Source organism: Luteibacter sp. 621, from assembly GCF_050435445.1.
Classification (GTDB): Bacteria; Pseudomonadota; Gammaproteobacteria; order Xanthomonadales; family Rhodanobacteraceae; genus Luteibacter.
The window spans coordinates 55282-68181 of record NZ_JBNDKI010000012.1 but is presented as its reverse complement, the minus strand read 5'-3'; the positions used below and the strand labels follow the sequence as shown (position 1 = coordinate 68181).

Genomic DNA, 12900 nt, shown 5'->3' with positions numbered 1-12900 from the left:
GTTCGTGCTGCCGGTTGGCCTGCCTAGCGTAAACGTTTACGGCGCCCGGCCAAATAAAAGTCCCCGAAGGGACTTCCATGGAACAAAAGAGGCGCCCGAGGGGAGACTCACGGGCGCCCAAAGGTGGCACGGGTAGAAAGGGGAGCTTTCCACCCGTGCCAGGTGCTGCTTAGAACTTCAGGCCCACGGTGAAGCGGGCGGTACGCGGCAGGTAAACGATGTTGCCCTTCTTGTTGTAGGTCACCGGATCGCTGTTCAGCACGCCGCCGGAACCCCAATTGGTGTTGTAGTCGGCGAAGTTCTGCCAGTTGAACACGTTCAGGATGTCGAAGCGGGCGTAGATCTTGGTGTCACCGCTCAGCACGAAATCCTTGGTGAACTGGATATCGACATCGCGGTAGCCCCAGATGTCGCCACCGATGAGGAACTTCGAACCGCTCGGCACGCCCGAGACCGGAATGCACGACGAGCCATCGGCGAACGTCGCGCCGTAGCAGGCCACGTCATCCTTGGGCAGCGGCGTGGCGAGCGTCAGCTTGACCGACGCGTTGATACCCCACGGCAGGTCGACCGCGCCGGTACCGACGAAGCGATGCTTGGCCACGGCGTTCGAGGTGATGTAGCGGTAATCCTCGATCCACGGGTAATCGAACGAGTAGTGCTCGTTGATATCGCGGTTCTGCTTGGCGTGCGAGAACGTGTACGACAGGCTCGTGCTCCAGCCAGATTCCTTGGTGTAAGGCTTCTGCGCCGACAGCAGCACCTGGGTGGTGCGGGTGGAGATGCCGTTGTTGCCGAGGATCAGGCCGCCCACGTTCGGGATCGGGTAATCCCACGGCTGGGTGCCGTTCTTGAAGAACGAGCCATCCGGGTAGCGGTTGCCGAGCGTGAACACGAAGCCGTCGTGGCTGAGGACGCGCGTCACGGTGGCATCGGTCTGCCATTCGCCGATCGTGTTGGACATGCCCAGGCTGAACTGGTCGCTGTAAGGCGCCTTCAGCTTGTTGTTCAGCATGTCCACTTCCTGGCCGGAGTTACCGCCTACCAGGTAGTTCTGCAGCACGTTCTGGCCGTTCAGGAAATCCGGGTTCCAGGGCACGCAGGTGGACGAGCTGGTGTCGCACGGATGGGTCGGGATGTTGAAGCGCAGCGTGGTCTGCGGCAGCGACTGCTTGGTGACTTCCGTCTGCAGGTAGTCGAACAGGTTGCGGTCGTAGGCGCGGCCCGCACCGCCGTGGATCACGTGCTCTTCGTCAGCGAACAGGTCGTACGAGAAGCCGAGGCGCGGCTGCCATTCGCCCTTGAAGTTCTTTCGGTTGTGGCCGTTGCTGATGTAATCATTGAGGTTCACGCCACCGGCCGCGAGGGCATCGGCGTAGGTCTCACCCGGCGTCGCACCGGCGTAGGGGTTCGGCGAGTTCAGTGCATCGATCACCTTCTGCGAGGTGACGAAATTGGTGTACGACGGGTTCGCTTCGTAATCCCAGCGCACGCCAAGGTTCAGCGTGAGGTGATCGTTAACCGACCAGTCGTCCTGCGCGAAGATGCCGTACTGGCGTGCGTGGGTCTTGGCAACGCCATCGGAACCCGGCAGGTTCGAGGCGTAGAACACCTGCCATGGCTCGGCGGAGACGCCGGTCGGGTTCACGTCGTAATAGAACTGCGGGCTCTGTGCCGCGGCATCGGCGGCCTTCAGCTCAACGGCCTTGAACTTGTAGCCGAACTTGACGACGTGGTCGCCCTGCCACTCAAGATCGTTGAAGGTGAAGGTATCCGACACGCTCGGACCTTCCTGGCTCTTGTTCTGGGTAGCGCGCGGATCCGCCGAGCCCGTCGCAATGATCGCGGGGTTGTTCTGATCCGGCTGCCACGTGTACTGGAAGCCATTACCGGCTTGCAGCGGGTTAGCAGCGATAAACGCGTTTTCGTACGAGAAGATCAGCTCGTTGTACCAGCTGTCGGCGCTATGCGCCCACTTGAAGGTGCCACGGGTATCGTGGTTTTCGTTGCTGACGCCGGCCGACGGCGCGGTGCCAGTACCGGTGCCGGAGATCTGCTGTTCGCGGCGCACCTGGGTGCTGATCTCGATGCGGTCACGATCGGTCAGTTCCCAGTCGATCTTGCCGAAGTACAGCTTCTCGTCGAAGTTCAGGTTCGACGAGCCCAGCTCGGACTGCACGTTGGCCGGCAGCAGCGCCGAGACATCGCCCGCGTAGTTGACGCTGTTCGGAACGACCGAGATCGGCGTATCGAACTTCTTCTGCTCGTACGTGATGAAGAAGTGCATCTTGTCCTTGATGATCGGGCCACCAAGGGCAAAGCCGTATTCCTTCGATTCCGAATCCGTCTTGCCCGAGGTCTTTTCGATCGGGGTGCGGTTGCGGAATGCATCGTTGGTGTACGTGCCGAACACTTCGCCGTGGAACTCGTTGGTACCCGACTTGGTCTCGGCGGTGATCGCAGCGGACGACACCTGGTCGTATTCCGCCTTGTAGTTGTTGGTGATGACCTTGTATTCACCAATGGCGAGCTGCGGGAACGGGTTACCCTGGCTGTTGTTCTGGCCGGAGACGCCGCCTTCCTTCACGTAGCTCTTCTGGCTCACGCCGTCGATGTAGACGTTCGTGGAGCTGGTGTTCATCGCACCGCCGCGGAGCGAGGTGTTGCCCTTCGCATCGACGCTGAACACCATGCCCGGCACGGTATCGGCGAACTCGAGGAAGTTGCGCGATGCCTGGGGGATCGTGGCGATCTGGTGCAGCGAGATCGTCTGGCCAACTTCGGGGGTCTTCACTTCCTGCAGCGTGGTCGCAGCGACGCTCACGCCCTCGAGCGAGGTGGCATTCGCCGCATTGGCGCCACCGGCGGCCGCGGCAGGCGCGGCGAGGTTAAGGGTGCCCGTCGATGCGACGGTCAGCGTCACCGTCTGCTGCGTGCCCGGGCCAGCATCGACCTGGTACGAGGCGGGCGGCAGGCCGTTGATCGTGTACGAACCATCCGCGCCGGCGGTGGTCTTGCGGGTCAGGCCCGTCTGCGGGTTGAACGCGGTGACCTGCGCACCCGGGGCGGCCTTGCCGCGCAGGGTGGCGTTGGCCGACTGCGCCATGGTCATGGTCGGTGCAACGACGGCGGCGATGCTGGCGGCGATAACACCGCACAGCAGCTTCTTCTTCACGTGCTTCGAAGCGTTCATGGTACCCCTCTCTCCCAATCTCTCTGTGTGTATGACCCGGTCCGGCTGGGCATGGGTACGACGTCCGGCCCTGCGGCCGCGTCGCGGTGGTCAGCGCCACCTCATCTAAGGCGATCTACCCCGTACCCCCGCCCGTTCCGCGTACGGACCGGCTGGTTCTCGCTATCCATCAATGGCGCCGTCCTGGATCCCGCCACGGCCCGGCAAGCCGTGTAATGCAGACGACGGATCAGTTCCGTCGTTGTGCCTTGTCGCTGGCGCCACAGGAGGCGCGTACGACGAGTTCGGTACCGACAACGCGCGGCTCAGGTGCCGCGTCATCGGGTGATTCGATCATGCGTGCCAGGCGTTCCAGCGCGGCCTCGCCCAACTCGGCGATGCGCACGCGCACCGTCGTCAGCGGCGGCGATACGTATCGCGCCATCGGGATATCGTCGAAGCCGGTGACGGCGATCTCGTCGGGCGTGCGCACGCCCGCCTCGGCCAGCGCCGAAAGTGCGCCAATGGCCATCATGTCGTTCGCGGCGAAGATGGCATCGGGGCGCGGCGACATCGCCAGCGCTTCCTTGGCCATGCGGTAACCGGATTCTTCGGTGAAGTCGCCCTGCAGCACCACGGCGCTATCGCCCAGGCCCGCGGCGGCAAGCGCTTCGCGATAACCGCGGCAACGTTCCTGCACGTCGTGGTTCACTTCCGGGCCGGCGATGAACACGATGCGCTGCCTGCCGTTGCCGAGCAGGTGTTCGACCATGGCCTTCGCGCCACCGAAGTCATCGACATCCAGCGCGGCATGGCGCTCGGAACGCACGTGGCTGTTGATCAGTACGGTGGGAAGGACGATCGGCAGGTTCTCGTCCAGGAACGCGGCATCGGCATGCGGCGACATCACGAGCAGGCCATCGACACGGCCCTGCATGGCACGCAGGGCGATGGCTGCCTCGGTGGCATCGCCATGCGAGCTGGATACCAGCAGGTACAGGCCGCGCGCCCGGGCGGCCAGGTCGATACCGCGGATGAGCTCGGAGAAGAACGCGCCGTGCAGATCGGGCAGCAAGGCGCCGATCGTCTGGGTGCGGCGGGTGATCAGGCTGCGGGCCGCGCTATGCGGCACGTAACGCAAGCGGGCGGCGACCTCACGGATCCGCTTCTGCGTTTCCGCGGTCACGCCGCCGTGGCCATTCAGTGCGCGCGAAACGGAGGCCACCGATACGTTGGCCATCCTCGCGACGTCTTTGATCGTCACACTCACGTAATCATCGCCCTGCGTCCCCGGCCCCACCGGGGTTCGACGGCGCGGAACGTAAACGTTTTCACCATCCGTGTAAAGCCTGTTAAATCAAGGGCTTGTTGCACTGCACGAGTAAACGTTATTACGTGCAATACCACTTGATGGGTGGTGATGAAAACTTATTTAGAAACGGTATGTTGGGTGGTCTGCATGGGACTTTTGCGGTGCAGCACGAATCTTCGCGATTTGTTCACGTATTTGAATAGCTGCCAGGTCTAATAAGCGGCGAAGCGCAAGGACTTGCCAGGGGCTATGGAACCCGCGACCGGCCCCGGGAGGCTCGGTCAGGCCCGGGCATCCAGGGTGGCATCCAGCCAGCCGCCGACATCGTCCGAATTCGGCGTGCTGGCGGCGAACAGGATGCGATACATCATGGGTGCGATGACGCCATCCAGGATGGCCTGCGTGGCCAACGTGCGCTCGCCACGCGCCGCGGCGCGTTCGCTGATCGCATCCAACTGCTGCGTGCAGTAAAGCGCGCACTTACCCGTGTTTTCGCGACCTTGTACGCCGAGCACATCGCGCAACATGGTGCGCCCCGGGTCGGAAGACATCTCGTCGCGGTACTGCTCCAGCCAGGTGAACAGGTCGCCGCGGTAGCTGCCGGTATCCGCAGGCAGCCCCTCAGGCCGCAACTGCTCCACGGCGACATCCGCGAGCAGCTGGGAGAGATCGCCCCACCGGCGGTAGATCGTGGAGGGCGTGACCCCGGCGCGCGCGGCAATGGCCGGTACGGTCAGCGCTTCACGGCTGCCCTCGGCCTGGAGTTCGTGCACGGCCTGGTGGATCGCGGCCTGCACGCGTGCGCTGCGGCCGCCCGGACGGGGGCCGGCGGGGCGGGCTTGGGAGGGTGCAATCTCGTTCATGGCTGCCTATCATACTCCTAAACGCTAAATAGTTGCTTTAGCGCCCGGTCGGCGTAGACTAACGCGCATTCTTTGCTTTTAGGCTTCGCCATGAGCGCCTCCGACGTTCGACGGCCAATGGCCGTGCATACCTTTACCCTCGTCGCTTTCATCGCCGCTTCGACCGCACCGACCCCGCTCTATCGGCTTTACCAGGCGGCGTGGCACTTCACGCCCACGCTCCTCACCGTGATTTTCGCGGTGTATGCCTTCGCCTTGCTGGCCGCGCTGCTGTTCGGCGGGCGCCTGTCCGATCACCTGGGCCGCCGCCCCGTCATCGCCGCGGCAATCGTGCTGGATGTGTTGGCGATGGGCGTGTTCCTCGCGGCCGATAGCCCGGCGTGGCTGATCGCTGCACGCACGCTCCAGGGCATCGCTACCGGCATCGGCATGTCCACCCTCGCCGCGGCTATCCTCGACCTGGACCGCCAGCGCGGGGCCACCATCAACAGCTTCGCGCCGATGATTGGCCTGGGCGCTGGCGCGCTCGGCAGTACGGCCATGGTTGTGCTGGCGCCCGCCCCGATGCAGTCGGTGTACGTCGTGCTGATTGGCCTGCTATCCCTCGCCTTGATCCTCACGCGCACGACGCCCGAAACCGCTGAGCGCAAACCAGGTGCCCTGGCCAGCCTCCGTCCGTACGTGGCGGTACCGCAACGCGCGCGCCCCGCTTTCATGGCGGTCTCACCACTCAATGTGGCGCTGTGGATGCTGGGCGGCTTCTATCTTTCACTGATGCCTTCGCTGGTGGCGAAGACTACGCACTCCACCTCGCCGTGGATCGGCGGACTCGTCGTCACGGCGCTCATGCTGAGCGGCGCGGCCGCGGTGCTGCAGGGGCTGAATCACCCGGCGATCCGCTCTTTGCAGCGTGGCGCTGTCCTGCTGGCCGGTGGCCTGGTTCTGGTGCTGATCGGCGCCGGTATCGGTTCGGGTGCCTGGCTGCTGGGCGCCTCCGTGATCGCCGGCGCCGGCTTTGGTGCGTCGTTCCTTGGCGCGGTGCGCAGCATCATGCCGCTGGCCGAACCGCATGAACGCAGCCGCCTGATGGCCGCATTCTACATCCAGAGCTATCTGGCCTTCAGCGTGCCGACGATTGCCGTGGGTTATGTGGCACAGCACTACGGGCTGCTTACCGCCATCAACCTGTATGGCGGCATCATCGTCGCGCTGACCCTGGCCGCGTTGGTGTGGATCGTCATGCGGGCGCATCACGTTCGGGCACCCGCCGCGACCTGAGCCTTTCGGTGTCGCTCGCTCAGCCCTTGGGATGGGCGAGCGCGTAATCGATCGACGCACGTACTGCAGCCACCTGCGCGTCGTTGCATTCCTTCGGCGTGGCGCGCGGGCTATCCGGGTAAACCTCGGTGGTGGTGCAGTAGCGCGCCGGGGTGATGCCGGCGCACAGGCCGAGCGACTTCAGCGCGTACTCGATGACGCCGTGCGCCACTTCGGGTGAGCCGATGATCTCGCCGTTCGCATCCGCCGGCGCGATGTGCGTAACCTTCGCCACGGCCTCGATCACGGCCTTCTGGAATGCCGGCTGCGGTTTGTCCGCATCATCGACCAGGTAGAAGCCATCCGGCACCTCGCCCGGCTCGTAATCCTTGCCATCACGTGCCGCGAGCGCCGGGCGGAACTCGGATTCATCCGTATCCGTGGTCTCGTGCAGGTCGATATGCATCAGCACCTTGTCAGCCAGCGGTGCGAGCAAGCGCACCAGCGCGGCGGATTCGGCGGCGGGGCTGCCTTCGCGGAAATTGCGGTTGGGATCGATCGCATCGAAGTTCCAGCGGTGGATGCGCTCATAGGCCCAGGGGCTTACGCAAGGCACCACCAGCACGTTCGCACGGCCGGCGTAGTCGTTGCCGTGTTCGCGCAGGAACTGCAGTGCGCCGTGCACGCCGCTGGTTTCGTAGCCGTGCACGCCGCCGGTCACGACCATGACGGGCAGCGCACCGTTCCAGTGTCGCGTGCGCAGGGCGAAGAACGGGTAATGCTCGCCGGCGTAGTCCACCGCACCGTATTCCTCCACATCGAACAAGGCGCGCAGCGGCTCGATAGCCTTGACGACATCGTCCACATAGCTGCGCTGCTTGCGCTGCGTGGCGCGCCACGCCGTGACCTCAGCGGGGCCCCAGGGCGTGCCGGGCGTACCGATGGGATAAGGCGTGGACTGTGTCATGGCGTTGGCTTCGTAGGCTACAGGTGCGGCGATTGTATACGCGCCGGCCGCCATCAGTTCCCGTGAAGCGGCACCCCGGCCTGGGCACCCGCACGGGTGATCTGGTTCAGCATGAAGATTCGGCTGCGCTGGAAACCCAGGCGCTCGTACAGGGCGATCGCCGAGAGGTTCTCGCCGAACACGTGCAGGAACGGGATTTCACCACGGCGCTCGATGTCGGCACGCACGACGTTGATCAGCATGGCAGCGAGCCCCTTGCCGCGCCATTCGGGGTGGACGCAGACGGCACTCACCTCGGTATAGCCCGGCACACGCATGCGCTCACCGGCCATGGCAATCAGCTTGCCGTCGTCGCGCAGCCCTATGTAGCGGCCCATCGCGTTCGTCCTGCGGACGAAGGGTCCGGGCCGGGTGAGCTGGGTCAGCGCGATCATCTCGGTGACGTCGTCATCGCCCAGCTCCAGGAAATCGGCGCCGAACGAGGTGTTGTCCACGCGTGTCTCGGCGACCATCTGGTGGACGGCGCCCAACGCTACGGAACGCAGGCGTGAGGGAACCGCCAGCGGCTCGCGGGAGAGCACGGCGGCGACATCGCCGGGCTGCATCAGTGCGTGGAGCGCATCGAAGGCGGCAGGTAGTTCTTCGGCGACGGCGGCGAACGGCGCCACATCGGGCTGGTAACGCCGCACCAGCGCATCGCCTTCCCCCAGGTGCGCCTGCCGGGCGCCGAGAGCACTCCAGATAGGCGTGGCCAGGTCACCGTGGGTTTCGTTGCCAGGGTCGCTCACCATCCACCTCTCAATGTGCCGGTCATCGCATGCCTGCGCTGCATTGTAACCATCGCGCCACGCCCCGCGCCCACGGCGCGGCCGCGTATAGTGCGCCCACGCATCCAAGGGGGGAATCGTCATGCCGGCGCACCGCAGGTGGTGGGTTGGAATCGTCTCGCTTCTGTTCGCAGGCGGCCTTCTCGCTGACGAACCGCACTACGTCGCGGGCCCGGTACATCGTGGGGACTACCTGGGCGGGCATGATTTCCGGCTGACCCCCATCGTTGCCCGAGATCCCTCAGGCCAACCGATCACCGACATGCCAGCGTACCGCTTCGGCTTCCGCGACACCGATGGAAACTGGCAAGAGACCGAAGCGGATAGGCCGGTCGACATGACCGTTCCTCCCGCGCTGCGGGAGCGGCTGATGCTCGTCTTCAATGGCGGTTGGGAGTTGATGCCGCGCGGGTGGCGGCCGGCCGCCGCCATGTTGACGGCCAACAGCACGCTATTTATCGAATTCACGGCACCTGGCGGATTCGCGCAAGGTTGGCTCAGCGAGAGTATGGAAGTGGGGGCATGGGAGGCGATGAGCGACGCCGCACCGTTCTTCCCGCTGGTCCGCAAGGAAATGCTGGACATTGATTTCGCGCAACCCGGTCAACGGTTTCCGTTGCCACATCACGTGGTGAGCCTCACGCGGCCGGATGCCTGCACCGTGATTTACGATTACGTAGAACGGGGTTCGCCACGCGTCCACGCGTGGATGAACTTCGTCGGGATAAGCGACGGCGAACTCTACGTGTTCGACATGGCGATGCCCGAAGCGGACAAGGCCGTGCGCGACGCGGTGTTCGCCAATCACACGACCGCGCAGGCGCCATGCCCGCCTTCTCGTCAGCGAGCTAGCCGCTAGCCCTCATGGGCAGGTGTCGTCGATACCGCCGCGCGGGGTGCCCGGGCGGCCCACACGCTGCATGGATCGCCCTCGATCGCCCGGCGGCGGGTGGCGATGGCCAGCCACGCAAAACCCGCGCCCATCGCGATGGCGACCAGGTCCACGCCGAGTACGTCGTAACGGCCTTCGGACAGCGTGCGGGACAGGCGATCGCCATGCAGTGCCATGTCGAGCACGCCTACCACGACGGATACGGAGGCAGTCGCCCAGAGCAGGTCGACCGCGGCCTTCGCCGGGCGGCGCCAGAACGTCCACGCGATGGCCGCAAAGAATGTGGTGAAGCAGACCGGCTGGACGATCGACGTAGGCTCGGCCCCGACGTACGGCGCCAGGTGGTTGGCGACGAACGTGACCGAGATGGCGAGACAGGTACCCAGGCACACGCCGACGGTGGCCGTGGCCATGGCGCGTACTTTCAGCGGCTGATCGGCCTGGCGGCGTTTGCGGCGCGTCTCGATATAGAGAAGGTTGCCCGAATAAAACAGGAAGGCACCGGCCAGGCCCAGGATGAAATAGAGCCAACGCAGCGACAGGTTGCCGAACGTGCCGAAGTGCAGGCCGAAGATGGCCGAGTAGGTGGCGTGGTTCGCATCACGTGCGCCGGTGACCTGCACATTGAGGATGCGGCCGGTGCTCGCATCGAGCGCCACCATGCCGTACTCGCCCAGCGTCTTCGTGGAGGTGCCGCGCACTTCGGCGGACGCACCTGGCTGGCCGTAGTGCACGTAGCGCATATAGTCCGGATCGAAGTTGGCGGCGCCTGCGGCCAACGCGGCCTGGCGGGCGCGGGCGCCGAGCTCGGCGGGTGGGAGCATGGCTACGCCAGTATCCGTACCGGCCTTGGGTGCGGCCGCCGTCATCGCAGCGGTATCCGGCAGCGCGCTGGTCATGCGCTCGAACGCGCTCATCAGCTTGCCATCGAAGATCACCGTGTTGAACGCCATCAAGGCCACCAGGGTGAGACACAGCAACGCACCGGTGACGGCGAAGATGATGTGGAAGGGCAGGCTGAGGATGCCGATGACGTTGTGCGCATCCTGCCAGAGCCGCTTCAGGTTGTGGCCCGGGCGCAGGGCGAACAGTTCGCGCACCAGGTTCGGCAGGTGGATGAGCACGCCGGTGAGCAACGCCAGCCCGTAGATGACGCTGACGATGCCCATGAGGTAGATGCCGATCTCGGGGATGCCGAGGTCGTAGTGCAGCTCGTAGACGAAATCGGCCAGGCCGTGCTCGTGGTCTTCGGCGTCATGCGCTGCGCTGTCGTCGATGGCCTGGGTCATCCAGGTGCCATCCTTCTCCATCCAGTAGGCGGCCACTTCGTGCGAGGGGTGGCCCGCGGCATAGGTGACGCCGATGGATTCACGCGCGGCGGGGTGCTTCGCCACGATGTCAGCCATCATGGTGCCGGCGCGTTCCATCACCTGCGCATCGGCCAGTTCCTGCTTCGGCAGCGCCCAGGTATCGATCGGGTCGTGGAACATGGTGAGCGCGCCCGCGTAAAACGCGATGAACAGCGCGAAGCCCGCGAGCAGGCCGGTCCAGGTGTGCACGGTGGTGAAGGTGCGGATCGTGCTGGACTTCATGGCTCAGATACCGGGCAGGGTGTGCTTGGCAAGGAACAGCGCGGCGAACGCGCCCACGTTGGCGATGGCCAGCCAGGCCCAGGCGCGCACACCGCTGCGGAACATGTACGTCGCGGCCATCACCACCGTCCACAGTGGGAAGAACGCCACCAGCCACGGCATGAGCACGGATTCGCTGGCGCCTGGCCACAGGTAGACGGCCAGCCCGACGATGGCCATGCACAGCGGGAGGCCGAGGAGAATGCCGGCGAAGGTCTTGGCGAGCATCAGCGGGACTTCTTCGCGTCTGCCGGCTTGAGCAGCCACAGCACGTAGGGTAATGCCACTGCGCCGAGCATCAGGGCGGTGAGCGTTGAGAAAATTCCGGGAAGCGTGGTCTCGCCCACCACCCAGCAGGCCAGTGCCACCACCGTGAGCACACCCGCCGCCAGCCTGGCGCCACGGCCCAACGGCCGCGCCAGCGCGCGCTGGTTACGGGAGGAAAGGTAGGCGAGCGCCATGGCGGCGAACGCCACCAGGCAGCCAAGCAGGTTCATGGGCGCGACCGGTCGGATAGTTATTGATAATTGTTATCATTCGCCACCGGCGGGTCAAACCTGCCTGCGCCACGCCCTGCCGCTTTCCGGCCACCTTCCCGCTGGCGTGGTCAAAAAATGCCCAACGCTCAAGTTTTGACCAACCCATCCGCTAACTGAACATGGGGGTCTGGTAAAACTAGCGTTAAGACCCTTCGTTATATTAGAGTTAACACCCCGATCGATCAGCGTGGTGCGTCATCTCGTTGCACCACGAGACAGGAATTAAGCGTAACTCATTGAAGTAACAGCCATGTTGACTATCGCCCTCCTCAGCACCGTCCTTGTCGCCAGCGTCCTCGCGGTCGCCTCGTTCAAGCGCGTGCCGGAAGGCCAGGTCTACAGCGTGCGTCGCTTCGGCCGTACCCCGGCCCTCCTGTCCGCCGGTACCCATGTGCTGCTGCCGCTGCTCGATCGCATCACCCACAAGATCGACCTCGGCGGCCAGGTGCTGCGCTTCGAGGGCGGCACCGTCTACTGGCAGGTGCTGGAGCCGGCAGCGGCCGATCCGGTGATCGAGGAAGCGCCCGAGCTCATCCGCAGCAACGTGGTCGCTGCGCTGCGCGATTCGGCCACCGCCCACGCCGCGGATCGCCGCGCGGTCGGCACCCAGTTGAAGCACGCCGTGAACGGTTCGCTCCGCGCCCGCGGCATGCTGGTGACCCGCGTCGAACTCGACGCCGCATAAAGCAGATAACAAGAGAACGCGTGTGCGTTTTTTAGAAGGCGGCGGCAACGCCGCCTTTTTTTCGCCCATACTTTGCGGCCAGTAGCCGAGCCAAGAAGCCCATGACCGCGCGCGACGACCTCAAATCCCTGCTCGAACGCGGCATCGCCAAGCTGGACGTAGCCCTGCCAGAAGGCGCCGTGGAGCGCCTGCTCGATTACCGCGAGCTGCTGGAGCGCTGGAACGCGGCTTACAACCTCACCGCGATCCGCGAAGACCGTTCTCAGGTGACCCTGCACCTGCTTGATTCACTTGCCATCCTTCCCTTCGTGCACGGCCGCTCACTGGCTGACCTGGGCACCGGCCCGGGGCTGCCGGGCATCCCGCTGGCCATCGCCGAGCCGGCGCGTGAAGTACTGATGGTGGATTCGAACGGCAAGAAGGTGCGCTTCCTGCGTGAGGCTATCCGCTCGCTAAAGCTCGGTAACGCGAAGGCGTTGCAGAGCCGCGTTGAAGACGTGGAAGGCACCTTCGAGTGCATCACCGCCCGGGCGTTCGCCTCGCTGGCCGACATGCTTGGCTGGGGCGGGCACCTGCTGGCGCCGGGTGGTACCTGGCTGGCCATGAAGGGCAAGCATCCGGCGGAGGAGCTTGAAGGGGTACCGGCGGGGTTTAAGGTGGAGGCTATCCACACGCTGGCCGTGCCGGGGGTAGAGGGCGAGCGGCACCTTGTGGTGATTCGACGGGATTGAGCCTGCGGCGCGCTGGATCGCGCG

At 64.9% G+C, this 12900-nt stretch carries 12 protein-coding genes; 4 read left to right on the top strand and 8 right to left on the bottom strand.

The genetic code is table 11. The features are described from left to right. Positions 1–169: 169 nt before the first annotated feature. From ABIE56_RS13995 to ABIE56_RS13985, 3 genes are all read right to left on the bottom strand, one after another. Positions 170–3193 (bottom strand): TonB-dependent receptor, encoded by a 3024-nt coding sequence (locus tag ABIE56_RS13995; protein WP_429244399.1) that lies wholly within the window; start codon positions 3191–3193, stop codon positions 170–172. Between the two features lie 229 nt (positions 3194–3422). Continuing rightward, a complete protein-coding gene (locus tag ABIE56_RS13990; protein WP_429244398.1) occupies positions 3423–4442 on the bottom strand; it encodes a LacI family DNA-binding transcriptional regulator in 1020 nt (339 codons plus the stop codon). Between the two features lie 323 nt (positions 4443–4765). Beyond that, positions 4766–5347, bottom strand: coding sequence for a TetR/AcrR family transcriptional regulator (locus tag ABIE56_RS13985; RefSeq protein ID WP_429244397.1), 582 nt, complete (start codon positions 5345–5347; stop codon positions 4766–4768). A gap of 90 nt (positions 5348–5437) precedes the next feature. Here ABIE56_RS13985 and ABIE56_RS13980 point away from each other — a divergent pair, with 90 nt between their 5' ends. After that, complete coding sequence (locus tag ABIE56_RS13980) at positions 5438–6625, top strand: MFS transporter (RefSeq protein ID WP_429244396.1); 1188 nt, start codon at positions 5438–5440, stop codon at positions 6623–6625. A gap of 19 nt (positions 6626–6644) precedes the next feature. Here the strand turns inward: ABIE56_RS13980 and ABIE56_RS13975 are convergent, their stop codons facing one another. Both ABIE56_RS13975 and ABIE56_RS13970 read right to left on the bottom strand, forming a co-directional pair. After that, positions 6645–7571, bottom strand: a complete 927-nt coding sequence (locus ABIE56_RS13975; RefSeq protein WP_429244395.1) for a M14 family metallopeptidase — start codon at positions 7569–7571, stop codon at positions 6645–6647. Positions 7572–7624: 53 nt separating this feature from the next. Continuing rightward, a complete protein-coding gene (locus ABIE56_RS13970) occupies positions 7625–8362 on the bottom strand; it encodes a GNAT family N-acetyltransferase (protein WP_429244394.1) in 738 nt (245 codons plus the stop codon). Between the two features lie 118 nt (positions 8363–8480). On the opposite strand from ABIE56_RS13970, the gene ABIE56_RS13965 reads away from it, so the two are divergent. Then, positions 8481–9257 (top strand): hypothetical protein, encoded by a 777-nt coding sequence (locus tag ABIE56_RS13965; RefSeq protein ID WP_429244393.1) that lies wholly within the window; start codon positions 8481–8483, stop codon positions 9255–9257. On the opposite strand, the gene ABIE56_RS13960 is transcribed toward ABIE56_RS13965, so the two are convergent. From ABIE56_RS13960 to ABIE56_RS13950, 3 genes are read right to left on the bottom strand one after another with little or no spacing between them, the layout of a single operon-like run. Beyond that, entirely contained in the window at positions 9254–10882 is a 1629-nt protein-coding gene (locus ABIE56_RS13960) for a PepSY-associated TM helix domain-containing protein (protein WP_429244392.1), read from the bottom strand. The two genes, ABIE56_RS13965 and ABIE56_RS13960, sit on opposite strands and share 4 nt — an antisense overlap. A 3-nt stretch (positions 10883–10885) precedes the next feature. Further along, complete coding sequence (locus ABIE56_RS13955; protein WP_429244391.1) at positions 10886–11149, bottom strand: hypothetical protein; 264 nt, start codon at positions 11147–11149, stop codon at positions 10886–10888. Beyond that, the gene (locus ABIE56_RS13950) at positions 11149–11418 is read right to left on the bottom strand and encodes a hypothetical protein (RefSeq protein WP_429244390.1); all 270 of its coding nucleotides are present in this window, start codon (positions 11416–11418) and stop codon (positions 11149–11151) included. The genes ABIE56_RS13955 and ABIE56_RS13950 overlap by 1 nt, the downstream gene beginning before the upstream one ends. A 292-nt stretch (positions 11419–11710) precedes the next feature. On the opposite strand from ABIE56_RS13950, the gene ABIE56_RS13945 reads away from it, so the two are divergent. Both ABIE56_RS13945 and rsmG read left to right on the top strand, forming a co-directional pair. Beyond that, the gene (locus ABIE56_RS13945) at positions 11711–12145 is read left to right on the top strand and encodes an SPFH domain-containing protein (RefSeq protein ID WP_429244389.1); all 435 of its coding nucleotides are present in this window, start codon (positions 11711–11713) and stop codon (positions 12143–12145) included. 101 nt (positions 12146–12246) lie between these two features. After that, a complete protein-coding gene (rsmG, locus tag ABIE56_RS13940) occupies positions 12247–12876 on the top strand; it encodes a 16S rRNA (guanine(527)-N(7))-methyltransferase RsmG (RefSeq protein WP_429244388.1) in 630 nt (209 codons plus the stop codon). Positions 12877–12900: the final 24 nt, after the last annotated feature.

Coding starts and splice junctions, on each gene's coding strand:
- ABIE56_RS13995 (WP_429244399.1), bottom strand. CDS start 3,193: ATGAACGCTTCGAAGCACGTGAAGAAGAAGCTGCTGTGCGGTGTTATC.
- ABIE56_RS13985 (WP_429244397.1), bottom strand. CDS start 5,347: ATGAACGAGATTGCACCCTCCCAAGCCCGCCCCGCCGGCCCCCGTCCG.
- ABIE56_RS13980 (WP_429244396.1), top strand. CDS start 5,438: ATGAGCGCCTCCGACGTTCGACGGCCAATGGCCGTGCATACCTTTACC.
- ABIE56_RS13975 (WP_429244395.1), bottom strand. CDS start 7,571: ATGACACAGTCCACGCCTTATCCCATCGGTACGCCCGGCACGCCCTGG.
- ABIE56_RS13970 (WP_429244394.1), bottom strand. CDS start 8,362: ATGGTGAGCGACCCTGGCAACGAAACCCACGGTGACCTGGCCACGCCT.
- ABIE56_RS13965 (WP_429244393.1), top strand. CDS start 8,481: ATGCCGGCGCACCGCAGGTGGTGGGTTGGAATCGTCTCGCTTCTGTTC.
- ABIE56_RS13960 (WP_429244392.1), bottom strand. CDS start 10,882: ATGAAGTCCAGCACGATCCGCACCTTCACCACCGTGCACACCTGGACC.
- ABIE56_RS13955 (WP_429244391.1), bottom strand. CDS start 11,149: ATGCTCGCCAAGACCTTCGCCGGCATTCTCCTCGGCCTCCCGCTGTGC.
- ABIE56_RS13950 (WP_429244390.1), bottom strand. CDS start 11,418: ATGAACCTGCTTGGCTGCCTGGTGGCGTTCGCCGCCATGGCGCTCGCC.
- ABIE56_RS13945 (WP_429244389.1), top strand. CDS start 11,711: ATGTTGACTATCGCCCTCCTCAGCACCGTCCTTGTCGCCAGCGTCCTC.
- rsmG (WP_429244388.1), top strand. CDS start 12,247: ATGACCGCGCGCGACGACCTCAAATCCCTGCTCGAACGCGGCATCGCC.